The organism is Leucobacter komagatae (assembly GCF_000834055.1).
Lineage (GTDB): Bacteria > Actinomycetota > Actinomycetes > Actinomycetales > Microbacteriaceae > Leucobacter > Leucobacter komagatae_A.
Genome location: NZ_JXSQ01000036.1, coordinates 1 through 21,203, shown reverse-complemented (window position 1 = coordinate 21,203; position 21,203 = coordinate 1). Strand labels below are relative to the sequence as shown.

The 21,203-nt window shown below is 63.8% G+C and carries 22 protein-coding genes and 1 tRNA gene; 17 read left to right on the top strand and 6 right to left on the bottom strand.

Translation table 11 applies throughout. The features are described 5' to 3' along the window. The coding region (locus tag SD72_RS15380) for a tyrosine-type recombinase/integrase (protein ID WP_232299816.1) at positions 1-910 on the top strand (910 nt) is incomplete at its 5' end. A gap of 82 nt (positions 911-992) precedes the next feature. Continuing rightward, complete coding sequence (locus tag SD72_RS17570; RefSeq protein ID WP_198142008.1) at positions 993-1,493, top strand: DUF4238 domain-containing protein; 501 nt, start codon at positions 993-995, stop codon at positions 1,491-1,493. A 650-nt stretch (positions 1,494-2,143) separates the two neighbouring features. Here the strand turns inward: SD72_RS17570 and SD72_RS15370 are convergent. Next, complete coding sequence (locus SD72_RS15370) at positions 2,144-2,785, bottom strand: hypothetical protein (RefSeq protein ID WP_042545351.1); 642 nt, start codon at positions 2,783-2,785, stop codon at positions 2,144-2,146. Positions 2,786-3,216: 431 nt separating this feature from the next. Between SD72_RS15370 and SD72_RS15365 the strand changes: the two genes are divergently transcribed. The 5 genes from SD72_RS15365 (at position 3,217) to SD72_RS15345 (ending at position 7,424) form a co-directional block, all read left to right on the top strand. Continuing rightward, positions 3,217-3,290: transfer RNA gene (locus tag SD72_RS15365), tRNA-Met, on the top strand. A 351-nt stretch (positions 3,291-3,641) separates the two neighbouring features. Next, positions 3,642-3,881 carry a hypothetical protein gene (locus SD72_RS15360; protein WP_042545350.1) on the top strand — a complete coding sequence of 80 codons (240 nt, stop codon included), beginning with the start codon at positions 3,642-3,644 and terminating at the stop codon, positions 3,879-3,881. After that, complete coding sequence (locus SD72_RS15355; RefSeq protein ID WP_157000631.1) at positions 3,878-6,049, top strand: choice-of-anchor Q domain-containing protein; 2,172 nt, start codon at positions 3,878-3,880, stop codon at positions 6,047-6,049. The genes SD72_RS15360 and SD72_RS15355 overlap by 4 nt, the downstream gene beginning before the upstream one ends. 82 nt (positions 6,050-6,131) lie before the next feature. Further along, positions 6,132-6,824 (top strand): esterase/lipase family protein, encoded by a 693-nt coding sequence (locus SD72_RS15350; RefSeq protein ID WP_198142007.1) that lies wholly within the window; start codon positions 6,132-6,134, stop codon positions 6,822-6,824. A gap of 18 nt (positions 6,825-6,842) precedes the next feature. Further along, a complete protein-coding gene (locus SD72_RS15345) occupies positions 6,843-7,424 on the top strand; it encodes a YdeI/OmpD-associated family protein (RefSeq protein ID WP_042545347.1) in 582 nt (193 codons plus the stop codon). On the opposite strand, the gene SD72_RS15340 is transcribed toward SD72_RS15345, so the two are convergent. The 4 genes from SD72_RS15340 to SD72_RS15320 all read right to left on the bottom strand — a co-directional run bounded on the left by SD72_RS15340 (position 7,421) and on the right by SD72_RS15320 (position 11,797). After that, positions 7,421-7,696 (bottom strand): hypothetical protein, encoded by a 276-nt coding sequence (locus SD72_RS15340; RefSeq protein ID WP_042545346.1) that lies wholly within the window; start codon positions 7,694-7,696, stop codon positions 7,421-7,423. The two genes, SD72_RS15345 and SD72_RS15340, sit on opposite strands and share 4 nt — an antisense overlap. A gap of 108 nt (positions 7,697-7,804) precedes the next feature. Then, a complete protein-coding gene (locus tag SD72_RS17160; protein WP_052492755.1) occupies positions 7,805-8,047 on the bottom strand; it encodes a hypothetical protein in 243 nt (80 codons plus the stop codon). A gap of 357 nt (positions 8,048-8,404) precedes the next feature. Next, the gene (gene glsA / locus SD72_RS15325) at positions 8,405-10,210 is read right to left on the bottom strand and encodes a glutaminase A (RefSeq protein ID WP_042545343.1); all 1,806 of its coding nucleotides are present in this window, start codon (positions 10,208-10,210) and stop codon (positions 8,405-8,407) included. Positions 10,211-10,219: 9 nt separating this feature from the next. Then, a complete protein-coding gene (locus tag SD72_RS15320) occupies positions 10,220-11,797 on the bottom strand; it encodes an RNA polymerase sigma factor (RefSeq protein WP_042545342.1) in 1,578 nt (525 codons plus the stop codon). Positions 11,798-12,004: 207 nt separating this feature from the next. Between SD72_RS15320 and SD72_RS15315 the strand changes: the two genes are divergently transcribed. The 7 genes from SD72_RS15315 to SD72_RS15285 all read left to right on the top strand — a co-directional run bounded on the left by SD72_RS15315 (position 12,005) and on the right by SD72_RS15285 (position 17,132). Continuing rightward, a complete protein-coding gene (locus SD72_RS15315) occupies positions 12,005-12,631 on the top strand; it encodes a hypothetical protein (protein ID WP_157000630.1) in 627 nt (208 codons plus the stop codon). A gap of 273 nt (positions 12,632-12,904) precedes the next feature. Beyond that, positions 12,905-13,423, top strand: a complete 519-nt coding sequence (locus tag SD72_RS15310) for a hypothetical protein (RefSeq protein WP_157000629.1) — start codon at positions 12,905-12,907, stop codon at positions 13,421-13,423. Then, on the top strand, positions 13,423-14,016 hold the full coding sequence (locus SD72_RS15305) for a hypothetical protein (RefSeq protein WP_042545339.1): 594 nt from the start codon (positions 13,423-13,425) through the stop codon (positions 14,014-14,016). The genes SD72_RS15310 and SD72_RS15305 overlap by 1 nt, the downstream gene beginning before the upstream one ends. Further along, a complete protein-coding gene (locus SD72_RS15300) occupies positions 14,013-14,597 on the top strand; it encodes an LPXTG cell wall anchor domain-containing protein (protein WP_157000628.1) in 585 nt (194 codons plus the stop codon). The genes SD72_RS15305 and SD72_RS15300 overlap by 4 nt, the downstream gene beginning before the upstream one ends. Continuing rightward, entirely contained in the window at positions 14,594-15,877 is a 1,284-nt protein-coding gene (locus tag SD72_RS15295; protein ID WP_042545337.1) for a hypothetical protein, read from the top strand. Before SD72_RS15300 ends, SD72_RS15295 begins: the two co-directional genes overlap by 4 nt. After that, positions 15,874-16,533: a hypothetical protein gene (locus SD72_RS15290; RefSeq protein WP_042545336.1), complete on the top strand. Its 660-nt coding sequence runs from the start codon at positions 15,874-15,876 to the stop codon at positions 16,531-16,533. Before SD72_RS15295 ends, SD72_RS15290 begins: the two co-directional genes overlap by 4 nt. Next, positions 16,530-17,132 carry a signal peptidase I gene (locus SD72_RS15285; RefSeq protein ID WP_084767272.1) on the top strand — a complete coding sequence of 201 codons (603 nt, stop codon included), beginning with the start codon at positions 16,530-16,532 and terminating at the stop codon, positions 17,130-17,132. The genes SD72_RS15290 and SD72_RS15285 overlap by 4 nt, the downstream gene beginning before the upstream one ends. A gap of 121 nt (positions 17,133-17,253) precedes the next feature. Here the strand turns inward: SD72_RS15285 and SD72_RS15280 are convergent, their stop codons facing one another. Continuing rightward, complete coding sequence (locus SD72_RS15280; protein WP_084767271.1) at positions 17,254-18,732, bottom strand: dicarboxylate/amino acid:cation symporter; 1,479 nt, start codon at positions 18,730-18,732, stop codon at positions 17,254-17,256. A gap of 165 nt (positions 18,733-18,897) precedes the next feature. Here SD72_RS15280 and SD72_RS15275 point away from each other — a divergent pair, with 165 nt between their 5' ends. From SD72_RS15275 to SD72_RS15265, 3 genes are all read left to right on the top strand, one after another. After that, positions 18,898-19,386: a YajQ family cyclic di-GMP-binding protein gene (locus SD72_RS15275; protein ID WP_042545354.1), complete on the top strand. Its 489-nt coding sequence runs from the start codon at positions 18,898-18,900 to the stop codon at positions 19,384-19,386. 43 nt (positions 19,387-19,429) lie between these two features. Further along, on the top strand, positions 19,430-20,161 hold the full coding sequence (locus SD72_RS17825; RefSeq protein ID WP_157000627.1) for a hypothetical protein: 732 nt from the start codon (positions 19,430-19,432) through the stop codon (positions 20,159-20,161). Between the two features lie 160 nt (positions 20,162-20,321). After that, entirely contained in the window at positions 20,322-20,993 is a 672-nt protein-coding gene (locus tag SD72_RS15265; protein WP_157000626.1) for a hypothetical protein, read from the top strand. Positions 20,994-21,203: the final 210 nt, after the last annotated feature.

The following is a 21,203-nucleotide window of genomic DNA, read 5'->3' as shown; positions in this document are numbered from 1 at the left end:
GGCAAGCCGTAAGTTGTCCGAGTATGTGTCTGATTTTCATGAGTACCGAGTGCTCATGAACCGGGTTTCCGAAGCAACGCGAGAAACTGACGTGCACCTTTTCAAACGAGTTCCGACATGGTTTCTAAACCTCCGTCTGAAGGACGTGAAGACTCACCATGTGGAGAGGGTGCTTGCGGAGGACGCCCGTGAGCACAACAGAAAGGAGGGAGGCATTATTCGATATCGCACGACGCTGTCGGCATTCTTTACCTACCTGATGGACAATCGCCAGATCATTACAAGGAATCCGGCGCGAAGAGCAGCAATCCCGGGCGCTCAGCTCTCGCCAGCGAGAATCCCATGGCTGGGGACGGAGATTCACGAACGGTTCCTTATCTGGCAGCAGAAAGATCAGGAAATGGCGGAGACTGCGTTGGTGATCTACTTCCTCGCACTCCGTTGGGGAGAGGCCCGAGCCTTGGAAGTCGGTGATCTCATGCTCGATGGCCAGCCTCGCGTGCTTGTCCAACGGTCTCTGTCAGAAGGTAGGACCGTCCCCAAACGCACGAAGACGAACAAAACACGCTGGGTACCAACCGCTAACGCTATCCTGCCGATCTTGCAACGGATGGTGGAGGGCCGAGGTAAAAGAGAGCGCCTCTTCCCTGCATTAACGCGCAGTCGACTCAAGTGGCGGCTGTGCTGGGATGAAACTGGGCAGGGCAAGAATCTTCACTCGCTTAGGCATGGTGGAATTACTGCATGGGCGGCCGCGGGAGTAAATGTGCCGCTGATGCAGCGCTGGGCCGGGCACGCTCGGGTCGAGACTACGATGAAGTACGTGCACCTAGTTGGTGACCAGGCAAGCGCTGCGGGTATCGCAATGCTTGACGCGCAGAACCAACGCCTAGGAATCGCAGCCAAGTAGGCAATTGGGTCTGGTGCGTGCTGAGAAGACTGGTCGTCTTGGTGCGTATCAGGCCCGCTGGCGGGGAGCTACTCTTAATTTTGTGAGCAACCAGCATCCGAAGAAGCATCACTTTGTTCCTCAGTTTTTGCTTAACAAATTTTCCTCCGACGAACAGCTATGGGTGATGTCAATCGAGCAGGAGAGAAATCTTCCATACAAGGCATCGGTCAAGAATGTTGGCCATGTCAATGGCGGACATCGTATGACCAAGGCCGATGGCAGTGAAGATTGGACGACGCTCGAAGCATCTATGGCCAAGTTGGAGGGCGCTGCGAGTTTAGCGATCACACAGCTTCATGAGGACAAAAGCATTTCCTTGGTTTCGCGTGAATTGAAAGAGCCCCTTGCCTGGCTAGCCGCGCTCCAGAGAGCACGGAGCAGGACGTTCCTTGGCTCAGTGGCCCACCTCCTGGGCGAGGCGCCAAACGAAGAGGAACTCAAAAATACTCAGTTTGAACTGCAGACCAGCCTTCTTCGAGCGGGACCGTGGAGCCTTATGGGTAAGTGGGGGGTTCGGGTCGTAACGATTCGGTTCCCGTAGCAGACAGCTATGAACCATTCGTCCATTATCTCTTGTCGCTGCGATGGGACGTGATGCGTTTCGAACAGCCCGAACTTGTCGTCTCAGATGCGTTTGCTGCTCAACACGGTGTCAGCGCTATCGGCACGCCCCTCAGCTCATCGGAAGTTTGGGGAGCAAAATTTGGAGTCAACGTCCCGTTCTCGCGGGCGGAGGGATTCACCATAGCTTTGTCACCGAGGATGGCGCTTCGTGTTCACCGTCGGACTGGACGTTGGGGTGCTGATCCAAATACTGTAAACATGCACACTGTCCGTAATGCTAGGTCCTTCATCGCGTTCCCTGGTGATGCGAATCCTGCGGAAGTCCTTGTCCCTCTCCTGGACTGGGTTTTCGAAGCGAGGGGATTGCGTTCCTGTATTCCTCCTTCTTTGTGAAGTAGAACCGTTGCTGATTTTCTGAGCGTGCTGAACGTGGCTACTGCGTGGAATTAGCGGCTTAAGGTCGTTCCGAAGTGAGCAGTTGGATCTGACGCTTGTTGGCGTAGTAAGCCGGGTTGGCATCTCACCTTGCGTCACGCCCGAACGAACGATAGAAGCAGTAGTTAGGTGAATTGATCCTCCGTGCATGTAGCAGCCTCAGGAGAACACAGTTCCCTTTTGGAGGACGATTTAAGTCGTCTGCTCGCCGCGTATCGATGCGTGCGCGAAATCTTGAACGGCCATCGCAGCTCGCACGGAGTACTCCAGAATCTGGCTCGACATCGGACTTCCGCCGTTGTTCCGCTGTGTCGCTGTCGTCAGCATCCAGGTGATGCTGGGGTCCATCGTGGCGGACTTCTTGTCGGCGTGGTGGGCCGCCACGGCATTACGGATGAGGGATAGCGCCTTCATGAAGTCAGTGTCCTGACGAATGGGGCGGAGATCCTCGCGGAACTGTCGGGCAGCAGCCTTATGGAGTTCTGGGTCAGCCTTGGACGCGCTGCCAGGTCTACTCATCTCGCGGATAGCCTCACTGATTGCAAGAGGCGCGCGTTCTAGTACTTCGTAAAGGTGGAGTGCGAGATACTTCTCCCAGACGTACCGGTCCTCGGGGGATTCCAGAAGGCGATATACCAGCGCCTTCGTTTCGTAGTCGATGAGTGCCAGGTAGAAGACAAGCTCGACGCCCGGACGGTGTGACTCCCAGCCAGGGCGCTTCTTCGCGCTGACGATAAAGTAGGCCGTTTGCTCGACGGTCTCACGAGCTTTTGATGCTCCCTCGGCGAAACGCCTTGCGTCCCAAGTCTCTGAATCCTGTTTTCTAGTTGCCATGCGGAGAGCTTAGAAGGCACATCCGACATTTCAGTCTGGTTCTTGAGCGTAATTGCGTGGATTGTCGTGTAGCCAGCGATCAAGAACGAAGCGAGGCTTGAACTGGCTTCTTCTAAGTCGGGCCTCGACGTTTGACGGCGGTTATTCCGGCGTGGCCGCTGCCGTCCGTGTCAGGGGTGCACGGCGCGCGTTCAGGAGTCTATTTTATGGCGGATGGACACGACATGGACACCTCTCCCGGGTATCGATTCATTGATGCGACCCACAGGCTACGCGGAGCAGCTAAAACTACTCATGAGTCATGTGCAAAACGTGCAGACCACAGTCAATCAAAACTCCTGATGAGAGATAAGGCAACTTCCATGGTAAGGAAGGGGTCCCGGGTTCAAGTCCCGGTCGGGGCTCTGGCTTGTTTCTCCTACGGGGGATATGGCTGAGTAGCTCAGCTGGTTAGAGCGCACGACTCATAATCGTGAGGTCGCGGGATCGAGCCCCGCCTCAGCTACTACAAGCCGCAACTAACACCCCCGGGAGACCGGGGGTTTTGTTGTATCTGGGGGAAGATCCTGGGGTAATCCGCGGGAACTGCGCCCGAGTGGCGCCTCACCTGCTCGCTGCCTCTGTGGCACGCACCACGGCCGCTGCGCGTGCCGGCTGGGTAAAAAATACCTTGCCACATGCCAATAGCAAACTCATACTTAAAGATGGGGGTCGACCTCTCTCGCTAGCCATGTGAATCAAAGGGGACTCATTCGTGGACGAGAAGCACCGGGACGTCGCAACCGCGCCAACACCCATGAAGCCCGCCCGCAGGTCTCGATCTCTCTGCGCGGGAATGCTCACGATGGGTTTGGTAATGGCAGCAATTGCGGCCAGCCCGACGGCGGCAAATACCGCCGAGCAGCGCTACGAAGTGACGATAGCTACCGACGCGGAGGGCGTGGCCGATCCGGGGACGCTGCGCGGCGCGATCGAGGCGATCGCTGCTGACGTTGCTGGCGGCGGGCCGGGCAAAGACTATGTCGTCGTCATCGCGGATGGCATCGGGAGATCTCGCTGGCTGACGACCTCGAGCTCTTGCTCGACGATGAGGTGAGCATCAACTCGTTCACGCTGCGTAATGAGGGCGGGGCGCAAGCGCAGCTCGACCTGAACGGTTTCGGGTTCTCCTACAATTCGGAAACGCTCGACGACCGCGTGACGCTTTCGGGGTTGAACATTCGCAACGGGAACAACTTCACCGCAGTGCCATTCGAGACGGGCGCTATCGATGTCTCAAATGTTTCGTTCGACGGCATTGGCGCCGTTGACCTGCACAGCTCGGCCACCCTCACACTCGCTGATGTCTCCGGCAACTCGACCGTGATCGACCTCGCTGCCGCACCGGAGGGAGCGGAGCAGGTTGGCGTACAGATCACGGACTCCACGTTTGTCGAGGCTCCGGTGTCGGTGAACGTGCCGCAGGGCGTAACGCGAGTCTCGGACAGCTCGTTCACTGGATCCACCTTTGGTACGGCGCTTGAGGTCTTCGGCGAGCTCGGTGACGGGCTCACCGGAACCTTGCTGTTGAGCGACAGTGATATTTCCGACAACCAGACGACAGGCCTGTACGTTACCGGGGTGCAGTCCACTCGCATCAGCGGCGTCACCGCGACGGGCAACTCGGGGAGCAGCGCGCTGCAAATCGAGGCTGGCTTTACCCGTGAAGATCCGGCGAGCGTGCTCATTACCGACTCGGTGTTCGCCGACAACGAGACCTGGCTGGCTCCGCTCGATATCGAGGGCACGGCGAATGCGGTAACAGTTGCGAGGACCGAGTTCTCCGGCAACGTGTCGAGCCGAGATACGGCCCTGAGCTTGGGAGCAGAGCTCTCGCAGGCCGTTGACACGAACGCGCCAGACCCGCTGCTGACGCCGAAAACCTTCCGATTCGAGCACAACACGGTGCGCGACAACGTGAGCCGTGACGACTCGAGCGTGACGGTGCACGAGTGGGGGCACGAGGCCGGAGCCGAACTGGCATTCACCAGCAACTTCTTCAGCGCGAACTCCTCCGATGCTCGGGCAGCGGATATTACGGTGAAACGGCTTGGCGACGGATCGCAAGCGACGCCGAACAGTATGAGCTTGACCGCGAACACCTTCGCTGGCGCGAAGGGTGGCCCTGGCGAAGGTCAGTCTGTCCTCCTGGAGGACGTCGACACCGCACGCATCACGCTCACAAACAACACGTTTGACCTCGCAGATAGCCCCGACTCGGCATTCCGGATCGGGAATGGCTTCGGCGAGAATTCCGTGAGCCTTGAGCACAATACGTTCGTAGGGAGTGGCGTGGGGCTCTCCTTGGCTGAGGGGCAGACCACAGCGTCGATTGCCGCAACGGTCTTTGACACCCCAACAGATCCGTTCGCGGTCGATTGCGAGTGCGACCCGGCGGTTGTCAGCGCGGATACTGTCACGCGGACGGCATCCGCGGCGTTGGGAGGAGCGACGGTCGCCACTGCCGAGGAGATCGCTCTCACACCGCTTGCGGACAACGGCGGGCCGACGCCAACGCGGCTGCCAGGCGACGGCTCGGTGCTCCACGCTGCTGCGCTCGCAGCGCCAACCGGTGCGGCGGCAGCGGATCAGCGCGGGGTCGCACGCCCGGCTGGGCCAGGCAGCGACATTGGCGCCGTCGAGGCCGTCACTGGCAGTGTGCACCTCACGAGCGACATTGTGGTGACCGAAGGCGACGACGCCGTGATTCCGGTAACGCGCGTCGGCGCCGAGGGCTTCGCGTTTGAGCTCGGCGCAGACGTTGCGATTGTCGCAACGGATGGCACGGCCAGCGCGGGAGTCGACTACACGGGCGAGGGTGGAACGGTGACGTTCCCGGCTGCCGGCGTGCTTGCTCCTGCCGAGCAACAGTCAAGCCTCGTGATCCCGACGACTGCTCGCGATGGTGAGCAGGGCAACAGAAGCTTCACCGTCAATATCGCGAGCGCCACGAACGGTGCGCTTATCGGCGCGCCGGAGACGATCACCGTGACGATCAAGGACGCCACGTCGACCGGTGGCAACGGAAACGGAAACGGAAACGGAAACGGCAATGGTGAGGGCGGACAACCGCCTGCTCCGGGTGCTGGGCCGCAGGATGGCCTGGCGCAGTCCGGTGCGACCCCGGCCCCCTTCATGCTGTCTGCCGGCGTGCTCGCCCTGCTCGCAGGTGCAGCAGCGCTGACCGCGCGTTCGTTGCGTGGACGCCAGCGGCACGGCAGCTAAACTGCGTGTACCACCCGGGCCGGCTGAGCTGGCCCGGGTGATCAGGGAGCTGTAGCGGAACCGGACGGAGTTGGCAGGCGTGATGAGTCACCTCCGGCGGGCCGGTTTCTGGGCGGCGGACTATGCCTACGCTGGCCTGTGGCAGGCGCGCGCGTTCCTCTCGAGGCAGGATCCAGGCGAGTTTGCGAGCGGTTCGGAACGGCCAGTGCTGATATTGCCTGGCGTGTACGAAAACTGGCGCTTCATGCTTCCCATCATCCGTGACCTGCACGGGCGGGGACACCCGGTGCACATTGTTGAGTCCCTCGGCCACAATCGTGCTCCCGTCGTTGACGGGGCCCGCATCGTGGACGACTACCTGGCTGAGGCCGGACTGCGAGACGTCGTGATCGTCGCGCACAGCAAGGGCGGCCTGCTCGGCAAGCAGCTCATGACGTTTGGCGAATCTGCGACGCGGATCAGGGCAATGCTCGCGGCGGCGACGCCGTTCGCGGGGTCGCGCTATGCGAGGTTTATGCTCAACAGCACGCTACGATCCTTTTCTCCTGGCAACGAGACTCTTACTGCGCTCGCCCGATCCCTCGATGTCAACGAGCGGATCGTTTCAGTGTTTCCCTCCTTCGACCCGCATATTCCGGAGGGGAGCGTGCTTGAGGGGGCGAGCAACGTGCGCGTGCAGACCGCGGGGCACTTCCGGGTCCTCGCCGACCCGCGCACGCTCGCGGAGGCTAGACGGCTCGCCTTTGGCCATCTCCCGAACGCTCAGAGCGTCTGAACCTGCAATGCGTGGCTTATGAAAGACTCAAGTTCCCTGGTTCCGCTGGTGGTGCCCGATGTTGCGGCGTGGCGGGCGTGGCTGCTGCTGCATGAGGACACCGCTGATGGGACATGGCTGACGCTCGCGAAGCGCGGCACGACCTCGCCGACGAGCCTCTCGTACCAGGAAGCCCTCGACGAGGCGCTGTGTAGCGGCTGGATCGACGGGCAGCGTAGAGCGCTCGACGCTCACACCTTTGTGCAGCGTTTCACCCCGCGGCGCTCACGGTCAGTCTGGTCTCAGCGCAACGTTGGCCTCGTGGACGAGCTCGTCGCTGCGGGACGGATGCGCCCGCGTGGGCAGGCAGAAATCGATCGGGCCCGCGAAGACGGCCGCTGGGAGCGCGCTTACGCTGGCGCAGCAACCGCCGAGGTCCCCGCCGAACTCAGCGCCGCCCTGACGGCGAACGGGGCCGCGCGTGAGGCCTTTGCCGCGCTGAACCGGTCAGAGCGCTACACCCTGCTGCACCCCATCCTCACGGCTCCGAGCAGCAGTGTGCGGGAGCAGCGCGTGGAGCGCCTCGTCTCGCGCGTCGCGGCGCGAGACGCAGCTGACTAGGGGCGTTGGTTTTCGCCGCCGATAGGAGATGGGGCGAGCTGGGTCACAAGCTCGTCGAGGTCGTTCGATGGCAGGTGGATCCCCGCGCGCTCAAGCCTGGCGCGGAGCTCCGTGCGCACCTCTTCCGGCGTGAGCTGGGAGGAGATGGTCCGGACTTCGACGAGTATCTCGGCGACCGACTCGATCTCTTCGAGCGGCCTGTCGGCAAGCGACGGTAGCTGCTCTGACTGCTCCCCGTTCATGCCGGGTTCCTGCGCGGTGTGGTCTGTCATGGTCACTCCTTCTGCTGGTGTGGCGTGGTCCCTAGTCGGGCTGTGCGCCATTCGTGTGCGACCTCGGCCGCTGGCCGCCGCGCACGGGCGGCGCACAGCTCCGCAGGGTCAGTCAGGGGAATCGAGGGTGATGATCTCCTCGTCTTGCCGTTCTGTTGCGCTTGCGCGACGGGTCTGGCGGGCGGAGTGGGGTGTTTCAAAGGCGTCCGCGCCCTCGTTGTCGTCGAGCTCCTGGTGGTCGCTCTCGGCTTCGCGATCGCTGGTCTCGGCAGAGGTGTTCTGCTCGAGCTCCTCGTTCGGCTCAACTGCCTCGTCCGGTTTGTTCTTTGGTGGGGTGTCGTGGGTGTCCATGGCCTGCTCCCTCCGTTGTGGTCTTCCGACGCTAGCAGCGCAGCACGACGGGGCAAAGGGCATAGGTAGTTGATAGGGAAGGTGTGGTCCCGTGCGCGTTCGCGGCCGCAACCGCAGCCGCTCGCCGGTCGATGCGGCGCAACAATGGGCCCCTGAGCTGCGATTCTCGGTGGGCTTTGCGCAGCTTGGCAACGCAGATGTGCCGCCGAGTGGCCGGGTCGAGCCTGGCGATGCGCGCGCTCAACTGCCGCTCACTTCACCGCTGACGCTCAGTTTGAGGGAAGCTTCCTGAGTGCTGGCACATAGATTTAGGGGTGCCATTCCTGCAAGCCGCGGCCGCCGGAGGCCGCGCCGTCGCTACTCCCTGATGCGGGCAGCGTTTGCGCGGCTCAGACGATCCACCCGGAGATACGCATCCCGCGACAGCGCCCGCCACAGCTGCACGGCGAGCGCGGGATCCTCCTGCTCAAGCTCCTCGATCGCCTCAGCGTCGAGCACCATCAGCTCGACGGGACCCTCAGCCTTCGCTGTTGTTTCCTGCCGATCGTCCTCACCGAGGGCGAGCTCACCGAAGCTCATGCCAGCGCCAAGCGTGCGCAGCCGGAAGCGTGTGCCGTCGGTGTGCGAGGCAATGATGCTGATCGCCCCGGCAACAATGAAGAAGACGCCTCCGAAGCGCTGCCCGACGCGTCGAATCACCTCACCGTCGGAGCAGTGCCGCGGGACCATGCGAGCGGTGAGCCGCTCGGCGTCTTCGGCACTGAGCGGAGCAAGCACGGGCGACGTCGCGACGGGAACGGACTGCGGGAGCGAGGCCTGCGTGCCGTAGCGCTCGATGATCAGCCGCTCGCAGTGCGCGATCGCCCGGTCGTGCGAGTCAAACACGGTGTAGCTGTCCTGGTTCACCCCGGCCAGCATGCCCTCGGGGTCGACGAGCAGTATGCGCCGGCGCGAGGCAACGAGGTCGTCGATCACCGCACCGAGCATCCGCGTACCAACCTCACCGACCTCATCGACGTCGCGCACGTCGAGCACGATGAAATCAATCTCATCGTCAATGGAGTTCAGCGCGCGCACGACCGTTTCCGTGCCGGCGAAAAACAGGTCGCCGGTGAGGTCGAGAACGAGTGCCCGCCTGCCGTGCTCCTCGAGGACCTTCGCCGCCTCTTCGGTACGCCGAATGTTCGAGGGCTCCTGGTCGACGGTGTGCGTCGACCGAATTGCGGACCGGCCAACGCGTGCCGCGCGCACAAAGTGCATCTGCAGGTCTGAGGAGATCCGCCGACACGCTGCCGCACCGCGCACGCTGTTGCCGTGCTTGTCCAGCGGGGGCGAGTAGACCGCAAGGCCGACCTGGCCTGGGAGCACCGCGATAATGCCGCCTCCGACCCCCGACTTTGCCGGCATCCCGACGTTCGTCGCCCAATCGCCAGCGTCGTCGTACATTCCCGAGGTCATCATCACGGAAAGCACCCGCTCAACGGCCTCGTACGGCAGCACCTCTGTGCCAGTGACGGGATTCGTGCCGCCAGCCGCGAGGGTCGCCGCGATCATCGCGAGATCCCGGCAATCCACCCGCACCGCACACTGCCGCAGGTACGTCTCGAGTGCCTTCGTCGGGTCGCCCTCGATGATGCCAACCGAGCTGAGGAGGTAAGCGAGGCCGTGATTGCGGTCGCTGCGTGCGCGCTCAGCCCGGTATTCGTGGCCGTTGCTGCGGATCCGGCGAGCGGCAAACTCTGAGTAGGTGTTTTCGATGCGCTGGATCGGCGAACGCCCACCCGAGCCCTTAATCAGCGAGGCAACGGCGATCGCCCCGGCGTTGATCATCGCGTTCGCTGGGCGCCCGGTTTCTGGGCTTGTCGAGATCTCATTGAACGGATCACCTGAGGGCTCAACGTCCACGTGCGCGTCAACGGCCGCCATACCGAGATCCGCGATCGCGAGGCCGTAACTCAGCGGCTTCGAAATCGATTGAATAGAGAAGTCGGTTCGTGTCGTGCCGACCTCGTAGATGTGCCCGTCGACCGTGGCGAGCGCGATACCGAAGTCAGCCGGGTCCGCCTCGGCGCTTGCGGGGCCGACGCTGTACGGCGCGCCATCGTGTAGCTGGGCAAGCTCGGCGTGAACCTCGCGGAGGTAACTCAGTACGGGCGACTCCATACTGGGAGCCTAGTGGCTGGCGGCCGGTCGTGTCCTGCCGTGGGAGACGTGGATCGCGCGATCCGCCCGTCGCCCACCAGCGTTGGCCCTGCACGTCGCAGTGAGCACCAGGAAGGCGCCGGTCGTAATCAGGAGCGCGCCGAGGGGCGCTGCCGCCTGCGGGCGGTCTGCGCCGGTCGCAGCGAGCGCCTCGCTCCCCTCGGGCAACCTCGCAAGCTCGTCACCCACTCGCGTGCCGTCCGGTACGGCATCTACCAACAGAAATTCGACGTCGGTGCGGGCCGCCGCCGTCGGATCAGTGTCGTTGGCGTTGCGCAGGATCGAGCCGTCTGCCGCGAACGTCTCGCCCGGCTGGATCGTGCCGAGATACAGGTACTGCGCTGCGGTGGTCGCGGCTCCGCTCAGCCAGGCGGGCGACACCGCAGGGGCATTCGCCGCTGCGCGGGCCGGCCGGGCGGCGGGGCGGACAGTGAGCGCGAGCCGCGCTGGCTGCGAATCGTAGCTCACGGTTGACAGCCGGGCTGCCGCGAGCAGGTGCCCCTCAACCGACGAATCGCTGCGTGCCACCACTCCCCAATGCTCCTGGCCACCGGCCGCCGGCATCGGCAGAGCAAGGCGCTCGGGCGTTACCGTGACGCGCAGCGTGCGAGCGTCAACCTCTTCGTCGGCTGTGACGCCGGGCGGGGCGACGCCAGTGAGCGACAGCGCGAGCTCCTCGCCACTGGTGAGCGGTGACTCTGTCACCGTGGCGAAAAGCCAAAAGAAGGCGCAGGCGAGACAGACGGCGACGCTCGCCGCTCCAAAAACGCGACGCGCAGTCACGGCGGAGGCCGCCCAAACGGGCTTGTCCGCCGTGCCAGCAAGTGCGCCGCCGGCCAGGCCACCGAGCCCGATCAGCGCAATGAGGGAGTGCACCCACGTCGCTTCCTCTCGAGCGGCAGCTGCGAGCTTGGGGCACGAATCGCACGAGCGCGTGTGCGCGAGGTATTTCTCCCGGTCGCGCTTGGTCGCCTTGCCGGTCACGATGCGCGCAAGCACCTCTGGCTTCAACCCGCACTGCGGCGGAGTCAGCGCTATGAATTCAGTGACGTACGCCTGGCGAAGCGCAACCTTTGCGCGCTGCGTCTGCGTCGTGACGCTCGTGACGGTGATCCCCAACCTGCTGGCGATCTCCCTACTGGAGCGCTCTTCGACAATGACCTGCCAGAGCACTTCGCGTGCACGCGCCGGCAGCTGCTTGAACGCGCGAACCACCAGGCCGCGCGTCTGCTCGTCTTCGATGCTTGAGAACCCGCGCTCAGCAACGCCACGCTCGAGATCCACGTGGTCGCGCGGCTCAGTGCGCGAGAGATCCCTTCCGTGTTTGGCATGCATGTTCCGCGCCACGGCGTGCAGGTAGGCCCGCAGATTTTCGACCTCCCCGATGCGCTCATCGGGGAGGCTGAGCACGGTGGCGATCGTCGCAGAGACGATGTCCTCGGCGTCCTCAACGCTCGCTCCGCGGCGCATGAGTGATGCCTTGAGCTCAGTGCGCAAGTCGTCGTGTTGGGCGGCGAGACTCGACGCGAGTTTGTTGACCTCGGGCATGTGCGGTGTTGCTCCCTCATAGCGGTAAGTCTGCTTCGTAAGCAAGGTGAGGTGCTCACGAAAGAGATTAATTGAGAAATCTTGTGACAAAAAGGCGACAAGTGACTCTTAACTAATGTCGGCAAAATGCCCGACACTCACATCGCAGGCGAGGATCCCTATCCGGTTTGCCTGTGCAACATCCAGCGTAAAGGAAGATTCATGGAAATGAGTTCTCAGGTTTCGAAGCCCCGTGGGACGAAGCGGCTGATCATCGCGGGCGGCGCGACTCTCGCGATCGGCGCCCTCGTTACCGCTGCAGCGTTCACAGATTTCGCGAACCTCAACCTCGGAAACGGTACTGACGATTCTGGCATCGGTGGCAATAACCGATTCAACATTCAAGTCGTTGGCACCGATGCAGCAGGCAACCCGGTGCCCGGAACGTGGCAGGAGGCCAACACCCCTGAGGGTGTGAACGTCAATGTTCCCGGGGCTGACAGCATCACACCGGGCGAGACCGTCTCGGTGGAGATCCCGTTCCGCAACGAAAGCCCGCGGCTGACCGCCGACATTCAGTTCGATCTGCAGGACCGCCCAGGCAAGACCTCGGACGCCGGGATCGCTGCCGCACTGCGTTACACCGTCGAGCTCGACGGCGCGGCACTCATCACCGACGCCCCGCAGGCCAGCGTGACGGATCTCGTCCTCGGAGAGTACCTGACGGGCGAGGAGGGGACGCTCAAGCTGAGCATTTCGCTCCCCGACCAGGGCAGCGAGGCAGCGAACAATGCATTGCAGGCTCAGGTGTCGTACGTGCAGGCGCACTTCGACGCGAGCTCGATCACACCGTAGCAAGACCAGCGGTGGCGGATGCTGCTGGCCCGCGTGAGGGCCACCCCGCACTGCAGTGAGGTCGGCCCGGCGAAGTCGTGAGAGCCCTCTCCCTTTCGGGGGCGCTTTCGTCGGGTCGACCCCACCCCCTGCTCATAGCCGTCACGTTTGAGAAAAGGCTTTATTCACATGAAACCTCCCCGCACCGGGCGCGCGCGAACGTTCGTGGCCTTCGGAGCACTGGCCGCATGCGGAGTTGCGCTGACGACCGCAGCACTCAGCGACAGTGCCTCCGTGGAAATCGACTTGGACGGTTCCCAGAACCGTTTCGACATCGTCGTCTCAGGTATCTACGCAGACTCGACCGGTTCATGGGTCCCGTCCGAGGCTGACTGGCGGCAGGGCAACCCTGACGCATACGAGATCCCGCTGCTCGCTGGCGATGATCCGCTGCTCTCACCAGGTGCCCGCCTCGACGGCAGGGTCGCGGTGAAAAACGCGAGCCACAAACTCAGCGGCGGGCTCGAGCTGACGATCCTTGATCCGCTTCCGCGGGGCGACGAGACCGACCCAGTCACCGGCAATCGAGTCGAGCTCTTCGACCAGCTCATCTTCACCGTGAAAGACGGCGCAACGACACTCTTCGACAGGGTGCCAGCCGACCTGCTCACGAGCTACGCCTGGGACGAACCCTTCGCCGCTGGCGCCGTCAAAATCCTAGACGTCTCGATTGAGATGTCGGCCGAGGCGGACAATCGCTGGCAGCTCGCAACAACAGACGTGCAGTTCCACTTCGAGGCGGTGACGCTGTGATGGTCAACCCAACCCCCAAGAGTCACAGGGCTGGCACCCGCCGACTGCTGGCAACGGCTGGTGTGCTCCTCTTCGCTGGCGTGGGGATCACCGCAGCCACCTTCACCGACACTGCAACGCTCAACCTTGGCGGCGGTGGCATCGGAAATCCCACGCTGTTCGACATCGCCGTTCGAGACGGCGCTGGCCAGCTCCAGGACGCGGAACTCGAGGCAGACGCGGTGCTGTTGCCGCTCACCGATGGCGAGGCGCTGAACGAAACTGACCCGGTTGCATTCGAGGCGCGCTTTGAGAACAGAGACCCCGGCATCACTGGGGATCTCGTGATCCAAGTGTTCGACCCAGACCCGCAACCGGGAGACGACCTGTTCGACCAGCTCCTGTTCACCATCTACCTCCAGGGCGCAAGCGTCCCCGCGATCGCGGGCGCGACGGCCGCTGAGGTAAACGCCGCACAGCTCACCGAGGCGGACGTGCAGCCGGGCGGCACCGTTGACGTTCGGCTCGAGGCAGTGATCGCCCCCGGCGCGGGTATCGCCGTCGCCGGAACAGCGACCCAGCTCGGGCTGAAAGCGGAAGGAGAGAGCCGATGAAGCGGCGACTAGTGGCAGCGCTCACCGCGCTGCTCGCGGGCGTGATTGTGTTCACGCCGAGCGCAGTGACAGCAGCGGACGAACTCATCGAGGCAACGCCAGCGCGGGTATCAATCGCGGTGCCGGCACCGGGCCATTCCGCGCAGTGGGACATGTCGGTCTCAAACCTCACCGACACCGAGTACCCGCTTACCCTCCACGTCTCGGGCGCGTCTGACCGGCTGTTCGGCGGGGCGCACCCGCTCGAGCTCGAGCTCACCGATCCACGCACAGGCGACGTCATCTATTCCGGTCCGGCCGGAGAATCGATTGACGCTGCAATCCTGGTTCCACCGCTCCCCGCCCGCGGCGAGTATCAACTCGCGGGCACGCTTTCGATGCCGCGAGACGCTGGCAACGAGTACCAGGCTGCCTCGGGGCAGATGGTGTTCGAGTTCCGCGTGCTTGGTGATGACGAACCACAGCGCCCACCGACAATCCCGAACACCGGGTCCGATGTCCTGTTCTGGGCGCTGCTCGGCGGAATCGGAATTGTCAGCGGAATCGCGATAGTGGCGCACGGAAGGAAGAAAACCTCATGACGAAGTCGCAGACTCGCTCGGGCCGATGGGCACGGCGTTCGGTCGTGGCGATGGGTGCGATCGCGGCAGTCGTGGGGGTAGCCGTCGCGCTCCCAACCGCTGCCGCGTACAAAGACACCTCGCACGCCAGAACAGATGCGGTTCCCGCACATGTTACGCCGCCGTTCCAGCCGGGCCTTTCGAAGAACACCCGCATGGTCGACACCGGAATCGGGCTCGGCAACGACGGCAACGTATACGTGTGGGGGAGAACGGACATGGGCATCAACGGGGGTGCTCCAGGTGCTGGCACCAGGAACGGGCCCCAGCGCGTCCCGCTTCCCGAAAACGAAACGGTCGGCATCACCGGCGGCATCTACAACGCGAACTCACTCAGCACTGACGGCACGGTCTGGGGGTGGGGGACCTACGCCAAACGAGATGGAACCGACGGCGCAAAGCCAGGGGGAAACCCCAAGCAGGTGCGCATCGGAACGCCGTGGAACGGCAACGGCGAGCTGCTCGATCGCATCCTCGCCATCTCCTCGACGGAGTACGCAGGCGCCGGGATCCGCGACGACGGAACGGTGTGGCACTGGGGCAGCCCGGTCGGCTACGGCGGGACCTCGGGCAACGGGGCGGCACAGCTCCGAGGTCTACCCGACCCCGCGGTAGCGGGGAACAGGCCTGTCTATCTCAAGGGTGCGTACACGAACTTCTTCGTGATCCTTGAGAACGGCGACGTCTACTTCTGGGGTGGCGCCGGCGGAAGTAGCCTCCCCAAAAACACCAACGGTACTGGCAGCTCCGCAACCTACTTGGGTGCGCTCGCACCCTGGATGCAGCAAAACGTCGCGGAGGGGGAACCCTACATCGTGGCTGTTGACGGCGGCATCAACATGGGCGGGGCGATCCTGTCTGACGGTCAGGTCGTGAGCTGGTCGCGGAGCACCGCGAGCCGAACCGGCCGCGGCGCCCCCATTTCCCCGGCCATCATCCCGACGCTGAGCGGCATCGAGTCGATGCAGTTCGGCTTCACGGGGGTGGCGATGCTCAACGGCAACAACGAGCTGTGGGGGTACGGTGCAAGCGACGACTACGGCAAGTTCCCGCAGAGGCCGGCGCTCATCGACACCGACGTGCGGCAGTACGGATCTGGCCAGGGGTATTACATCTGGCAGCGGGGAGACCGGACGTTCTGGGGGCGCGGCTACAACCCGCAGGGCGCGCTGGGAATGCCCACCGGCACCACCTCGACCAATCGGCAGATCAGCTGGGACCTGGAAGTGATTGCACAATGAGAAAGAATCAGCAGTTTCGGTTTGCGCGACATTCGTGGTTCTTGGCCGTCGCCGGCCTCACCGCGCTCGGCGTCGCTGCGGCAGTGACCGCATCAACGGTTGCTACGCTCACCGATCAGGCAAATCTCAACGTCGGAGCAGATGGTGTCGGCTCGCCCGACCGATTCGACATCGGAGTGGTGGTCGCAGACGGCACCGTCGAGCAGGCTGACGGCGTTGACGGCTTCGACTGGGTGGTGCCAGGAGCTCAGGAGCTCGTTCCAGGGCACACGCTCACCACAGAGATCCCCGTGTTCAACAACACGCCGAAACTCAATGCGGAGACGAGCTTCCGGCTAGTCCTCCGCAACGGCGACGGGAGCGTTGCGCCTGGGATGCCCAACATCACCCCATACCTGCGGTTCACGGCAACGGTTTCGGGGGTTGAGGTCTTCTCCAACGTTTCCTGGGAGGACGCCACAGGCTCCCTCGGGCAGCTCCTGGCTCGTGGCGACGCGCCACTCGTGCAGGGCGACGCGTATGTTCCCGGCGCTGCGGGGAGCGAGGAGCGGCTCGAGCTGACCATTGCCTATCTTGATGAAGCGGGTGTCGAGCAACTCAACGGCGGCCAGGCGGCCCTCGCGGTGAGGTTCGACGCGGAGTCCGTGCGGCCATGACGGGAGTGGTGAGTGAGCGGATGGCGGCGAACCCTGGCCCAGACGACGAGGGCGAAGCCCCGACGGGGGCGCACCCGTGGCCTGCGTGGCTGCGCGTTCTTGCCGGAGTTCGGGGGACGATCCTCACCGCTGCTGCGGCCCTCGGGGTCGTGAGCGTTGTGGTGTTCGCAGGGGCGATGCTGTTCGGGTTGCGCCCGGTTGTTGTCATCTCTGGATCGATGGAGCCCGAGCTGCCCGTCGGCTCCGTTGCCCTCATCAAGCCGGTGGCGTACGAGGAGGTCGAGGTGGGTGATGTCGTCACCGTGCCGAGGCCAAGGGGCCTCGGTCTTGTGACCCACCGCGTCGTAGAACTGGCTACCGTTGACGGGCGCCCCGCCCTCGAACTCAAGGGCGACGCGAATCGGGTGAATGACCCCCAGCCGTACGTCACCGATGATATTCGCCGCATGGTCTTTCACGTGCCGAGGTTGGGCTTCGTGACGCTCTTTCTGCAGGAGGCACGTGGGCTCATCGCGGTCGGCGGCATCGTCATCGCGCTGTTTGCCGTCTACCTGCTCGATCCGCGAAAGATCGTGCGTGGCGACGAGGTGCCGGGCTGAGCGTAAGCCCGCCCCGCCCGGGCGACTCAACACAAAGCTCGCCCCGGAGGCGACCGTAGGGTCGTGGTCTCCGGGGCGAGCAGTGTGATGCGTGCCGCTATGCGGCGGTCGGTAATGCGTGCTAGCGAACGCCTCCTGCTGGGGCGGGGTCGCCCGCGGCGGGCGCCTGCTCACTGAGCGGCTCATCGAGTGCATCGTCATCGGTGTCCGTGTTGTCGAACGCGAGGCCCTGGCGTGGCGCGTTGTAGAGCTCCTCGTCGAGGATCCCCTCGCGCTTCGCGACGATCGTGGGTACGAGCGCCTGGCCGGCGACGTTGACCGCGGTGCGGCCCATGTCGACGATCGGGTCAACTGCGAGCAGCAGGCCGACGCCCTCGAGGGGCAGGCCGAGCGTCGACAGCGTCAGCGTGAGCATCACGATTGCGCCGGTCGTGCCCGCGGTCGCGGCCGAGCCGAGCACGGAGACGAGCGCGATGAGCACGTACTGCACGAGCGACAGCTCGATGCCGAAGAACTGCGCAATGAAGATCGCTGCGACGGCCGGGTAGATCGCGGCGCAGCCGTCCATCTTGGTTGTCGCGCCGAGCGGCACGGCGAACGAGGCGTAGCCGCGGGGAACGCCGAGGTTACGCTCGGTCACGCGCTGGGTGAGGGGGAGCGTGCCGATCGAGGAGCGGCTCACGAAGCCGAGCTGTACCGCGGGCCAGACACCCGAGAAGTACTGGCGGATCGACAGGCCGTGCGCCTTGACGAGCACGGGGTAGACGACGAATAGCACGATCGCGAGGCCGAGGTAGAGGACGGCGACGAACAGCGTGAGCGTGCCCATCTGATCCCAGCCGTACTCGACGATTGCGTTGCCGATGAGCCCGAGTGTGCCGATTGGTGCGATGCGGATGATCCACCACAGCACCTTCTGAATGATCGTCAGCGCAGACTCGGTGAGCTGAATGAACGGCTCGGCCTTCTTGCCGATCTTCAGCGCGGCGATGCCGACCGCGGCCGAGACGACGATGACCTGCAGCACGTTGAAGCTTGCGCCGGCGCTGAGCGAGCCGGTCTCGAGGTCCACGCTGCCGGAGACGCCGAGGCCAAGGAAGTTCTGGGGTACGAGTCCGGTGAGGAAGTTCCACCAGGTGCCGACCGTGTACGGGTCAGACGGGGTGAGGTTTGAGCCCGCGGCGCTCTCGCCCGGCTTGAGGATCACGCCGAGGGCGATACCAATCGCGACCGCAATGAGCGCGGTGATTGCGAACCAGAGGAGCGTCTGGCCAGCGAGGCGCGCTGCGTTCGTGACCTTGCGCAGGCCGACGATGCTCGAGACGATCGCGGTGAAGATGAGGGGGACGACTGCGGCGCGCAGCAGCGTGACGTAGCTCGAGCCGATGACCTTGAGCGTGGCGTGCAGCCCGTTCGGGTTGCCCTCTGCGTCAGGTCCAAGGTTCAGCGCGAGCGCGCCGAGCGCGAGCCCGAGCACGAGGGCGGCGAGGATCTGCCAGCCGAACGACGTCATCCACTTCGGCAGGCGGCGTGAGCGGCTGGCTGCGGGTGGCGCGGCGTCAGGCGCTGTCGCGGCGGGTGGAGATGTCGGTGACGACATGTGGATCCTTTCAAATGGGTGAATCGCATCCCCGGTGTGTGGCGAGCGACAAAGAACGAGCCTATCAATACTTTTGCTTTCCTTATGCCACTCATTACTTTTCGTGACGGCGCTGTCGTCGCGCACCCGCTACGCATTGCGGCGCCTTTCGTCTACGCTTGGAGCATGGCTGATTCTTCATTTGACGTTGTGAGCAAGATCGACTCTATGGAGGTCGAGAACGCCGTGAACCAGGCCCGCAAGGAGGTCGAGCAGCGTTACGACTTCAAGGGCGTCGGTGCCGACGTGTCGCACTCCGGCGAGACGATCCTCATCAAGGCGAACACCGAGGAGCGCGCGAACGCCGTGCTCGACGTGCTGCAGTCGAAGATCATTAAGCGCGGCATGTCGCTCAAGGTGCTCGACACGGGTGAGCCCTACGCGAGCGGCAAGGAATACCGCATCGAGTCGAAGCTCAAAGAGGGCATCGACCAGGCGACCGCGAAGAAGCTCAATAAGCTCATCCGTGATGAGGGCCCGAAGAGCGTGAAGTCACAGATCCAGGGCGACGAGCTCCGCGTCTCCTCAAAGAGCCGCGACGACCTGCAGGCAACGATGGCGCTCCTCAAGGGCGCTGATATCGATGTGGCCCTGCAGTTCGTGAACTACCGCTAGCCCGAATCGCCTCAACAGCCCCGGCGCACTCTATGCTGAAGCAATGAGTAGCGCTGGGGCTGTTGTACATCGTCGCCGAACCGGACTGGCTGCGCTGGCCATTGTGGTGGCCGGTGGGCTACTCGCGGGGTGCGCGCAGGAGCCCGCCGAACCTGCGCCGACGACGCCCGCGCCCGCGCCGACCACTCCTGCCCCGGAGCCCGCGCCGACAGAAGCTGCGTGGGAACGATTCACTGATGACCGCCTGCCACACTCATTCGAGGTCCCTCCGGGATGGACGGTGACTGACCTTGGCGGAGATCCAACCTACGGTTCGTTCCAATTTGGTGTCGTGAACCCCGACGGCGACCAGCTCCTGACGTTCTCGAGTCGGGTCCAAGGCCTCGGCGGCGCGTGCGGCGACCTACCCGTGCTTACGATCGAGGAGGTGGACTCGCACAGCGTGGATCTGCCTGGCTACGTCGCAGATGCCGCGCCGATGTCTCCGCTGGTACCGCCGCGTGTCGTCTACCGGGTTTCCGCCGTCGAGGGTGGAGCTATAGCTGGGCTGTCACTTTCTGACGACACCCCGACCGATGCCTGCATGTACTACAACCTCTTGCACCCGGAGCAAGGGTTGGCGATGTTCGCAACCCAGCTGCAAGTGGACTCCTACGAGCCGTCCGAGTCGGAGTGGTTTTTCCCCTCCGTTGACGAGGCGAAAGCATATGCGGAAACGGCAGAGTACTCGCAGCTTGTCCGGATCCTAAGCTCGCTGCAGTTCTCCACACCCTGAGTGCGTCAGCCGGTGAACGCGGGGGCCTAGCCCGCGGCCCCTTCCTCCCTTCCTCTAGCCCGAATCGCCTCAACAGCCCCGGCGCACTCTATGCTGAAGCAATGAGTAGCGCTGGGCTGTTGTACATCGTCGCCGAACCGGACTGGCTGCGCTGGCCATTGTGGTGGCCGGTGGGCTACTCGCGGGGTGCGCGCAGGAGCCCGCCGAACCTGCGCCGACGCCAACGACGCCCGCGCCCGCGCCGACCACTCCTGCCCCGGAGCCCGCGCCGACAGAAGCTGCGTGGGAACGATTCGTCGATCCACGCACACCAGGCAGCTTCGAGATCCCGCCGGGATGGAGCGTCGTCGAGAGTGAAGAGTCGGAGCCCGAGCACGAGCTCTTGAAGTTCGACCTGCTCGACTCAGCGGGTACCAAGCAGCTCACCTACGCCCGGAAGGTTATGGGTCTCGGCGGTGGCTGCGCCGGGATGAGCCACACGGTCACTGAGCTGGAAACCACGCCGTTCGAGATTCCGGGATACGTCGCTAACACCGGCGATTATGCGCCCGAGATTTCCCCGAGCTTCACGTTCACAGTCCTCGAGGATGCAGGGAGGCCCGGCCTCTACGGAACACTCGCAGTGAGAGACGGACTTCCCGCGACCGAGTGCTTCTTCTACAACATGGTTCGGACTGAGGACGCACTCGTGAGCTTTGCTGACACGCTCAAAGTGACAGCGTATGACGCGCCACGCCAATTCGCGACAATGGACGAGGCCCGTAACTACATGGCTACCGAGGAAGACGCGACGCTCAAGCGGGTGCTCCTGTCGCTTCGGCTCGACGGCTGAGCCTACGGGGCGGGAGCACGCCGCCTGTCCGGAAACGGCAGGGTACTCGCAGCTTGTCCGGATCCTAAGCTCGCTGCCCCCTCTCTCACTCCCTCATCCCCCTTCCTCCCTCATCCCTTCTCCTCCCTTCCCTCCCTTCCCTCCCTTCCCTCCCTCTCCTCCCCTCCGGAGTTGGCAGTTGTTGTCGGTTGGGGCGGGCCGAGGCGACAA

Bases quoted from the DNA above. Each gene is read 5' to 3' on its own strand.
- SD72_RS15370 (WP_042545351.1), bottom strand. From the start codon at position 2,785: ATGGCAACTAGAAAACAGGATTCAGAGACTTGGGACGCAAGGCGTTTC.
- SD72_RS15360 (WP_042545350.1), top strand. From the start codon at position 3,642: ATGGCAGCAATTGCGGCCAGCCCGACGGCGGCAAATACCGCCGAGCAG.
- SD72_RS15350 (WP_198142007.1), top strand. From the start codon at position 6,132: ATGAGTCACCTCCGGCGGGCCGGTTTCTGGGCGGCGGACTATGCCTAC.
- SD72_RS15345 (WP_042545347.1), top strand. From the start codon at position 6,843: ATGAAAGACTCAAGTTCCCTGGTTCCGCTGGTGGTGCCCGATGTTGCG.
- SD72_RS15340 (WP_042545346.1), bottom strand. From the start codon at position 7,696: ATGACAGACCACACCGCGCAGGAACCCGGCATGAACGGGGAGCAGTCA.
- SD72_RS17160 (WP_052492755.1), bottom strand. From the start codon at position 8,047: ATGGACACCCACGACACCCCACCAAAGAACAAACCGGACGAGGCAGTT.
- glsA (WP_042545343.1), bottom strand. From the start codon at position 10,210: ATGGAGTCGCCCGTACTGAGTTACCTCCGCGAGGTTCACGCCGAGCTT.
- SD72_RS15320 (WP_042545342.1), bottom strand. From the start codon at position 11,797: ATGCCCGAGGTCAACAAACTCGCGTCGAGTCTCGCCGCCCAACACGAC.
- SD72_RS15315 (WP_157000630.1), top strand. From the start codon at position 12,005: ATGAGTTCTCAGGTTTCGAAGCCCCGTGGGACGAAGCGGCTGATCATC.
- SD72_RS15305 (WP_042545339.1), top strand. From the start codon at position 13,423: ATGGTCAACCCAACCCCCAAGAGTCACAGGGCTGGCACCCGCCGACTG.
- SD72_RS15300 (WP_157000628.1), top strand. From the start codon at position 14,013: ATGAAGCGGCGACTAGTGGCAGCGCTCACCGCGCTGCTCGCGGGCGTG.
- SD72_RS15295 (WP_042545337.1), top strand. From the start codon at position 14,594: ATGACGAAGTCGCAGACTCGCTCGGGCCGATGGGCACGGCGTTCGGTC.
- SD72_RS15290 (WP_042545336.1), top strand. From the start codon at position 15,874: ATGAGAAAGAATCAGCAGTTTCGGTTTGCGCGACATTCGTGGTTCTTG.
- SD72_RS15285 (WP_084767272.1), top strand. From the start codon at position 16,530: ATGACGGGAGTGGTGAGTGAGCGGATGGCGGCGAACCCTGGCCCAGAC.
- SD72_RS15280 (WP_084767271.1), bottom strand. From the start codon at position 18,732: ATGTCGTCACCGACATCTCCACCCGCCGCGACAGCGCCTGACGCCGCG.
- SD72_RS15275 (WP_042545354.1), top strand. From the start codon at position 18,898: ATGGCTGATTCTTCATTTGACGTTGTGAGCAAGATCGACTCTATGGAG.
- SD72_RS17825 (WP_157000627.1), top strand. From the start codon at position 19,430: ATGAGTAGCGCTGGGGCTGTTGTACATCGTCGCCGAACCGGACTGGCT.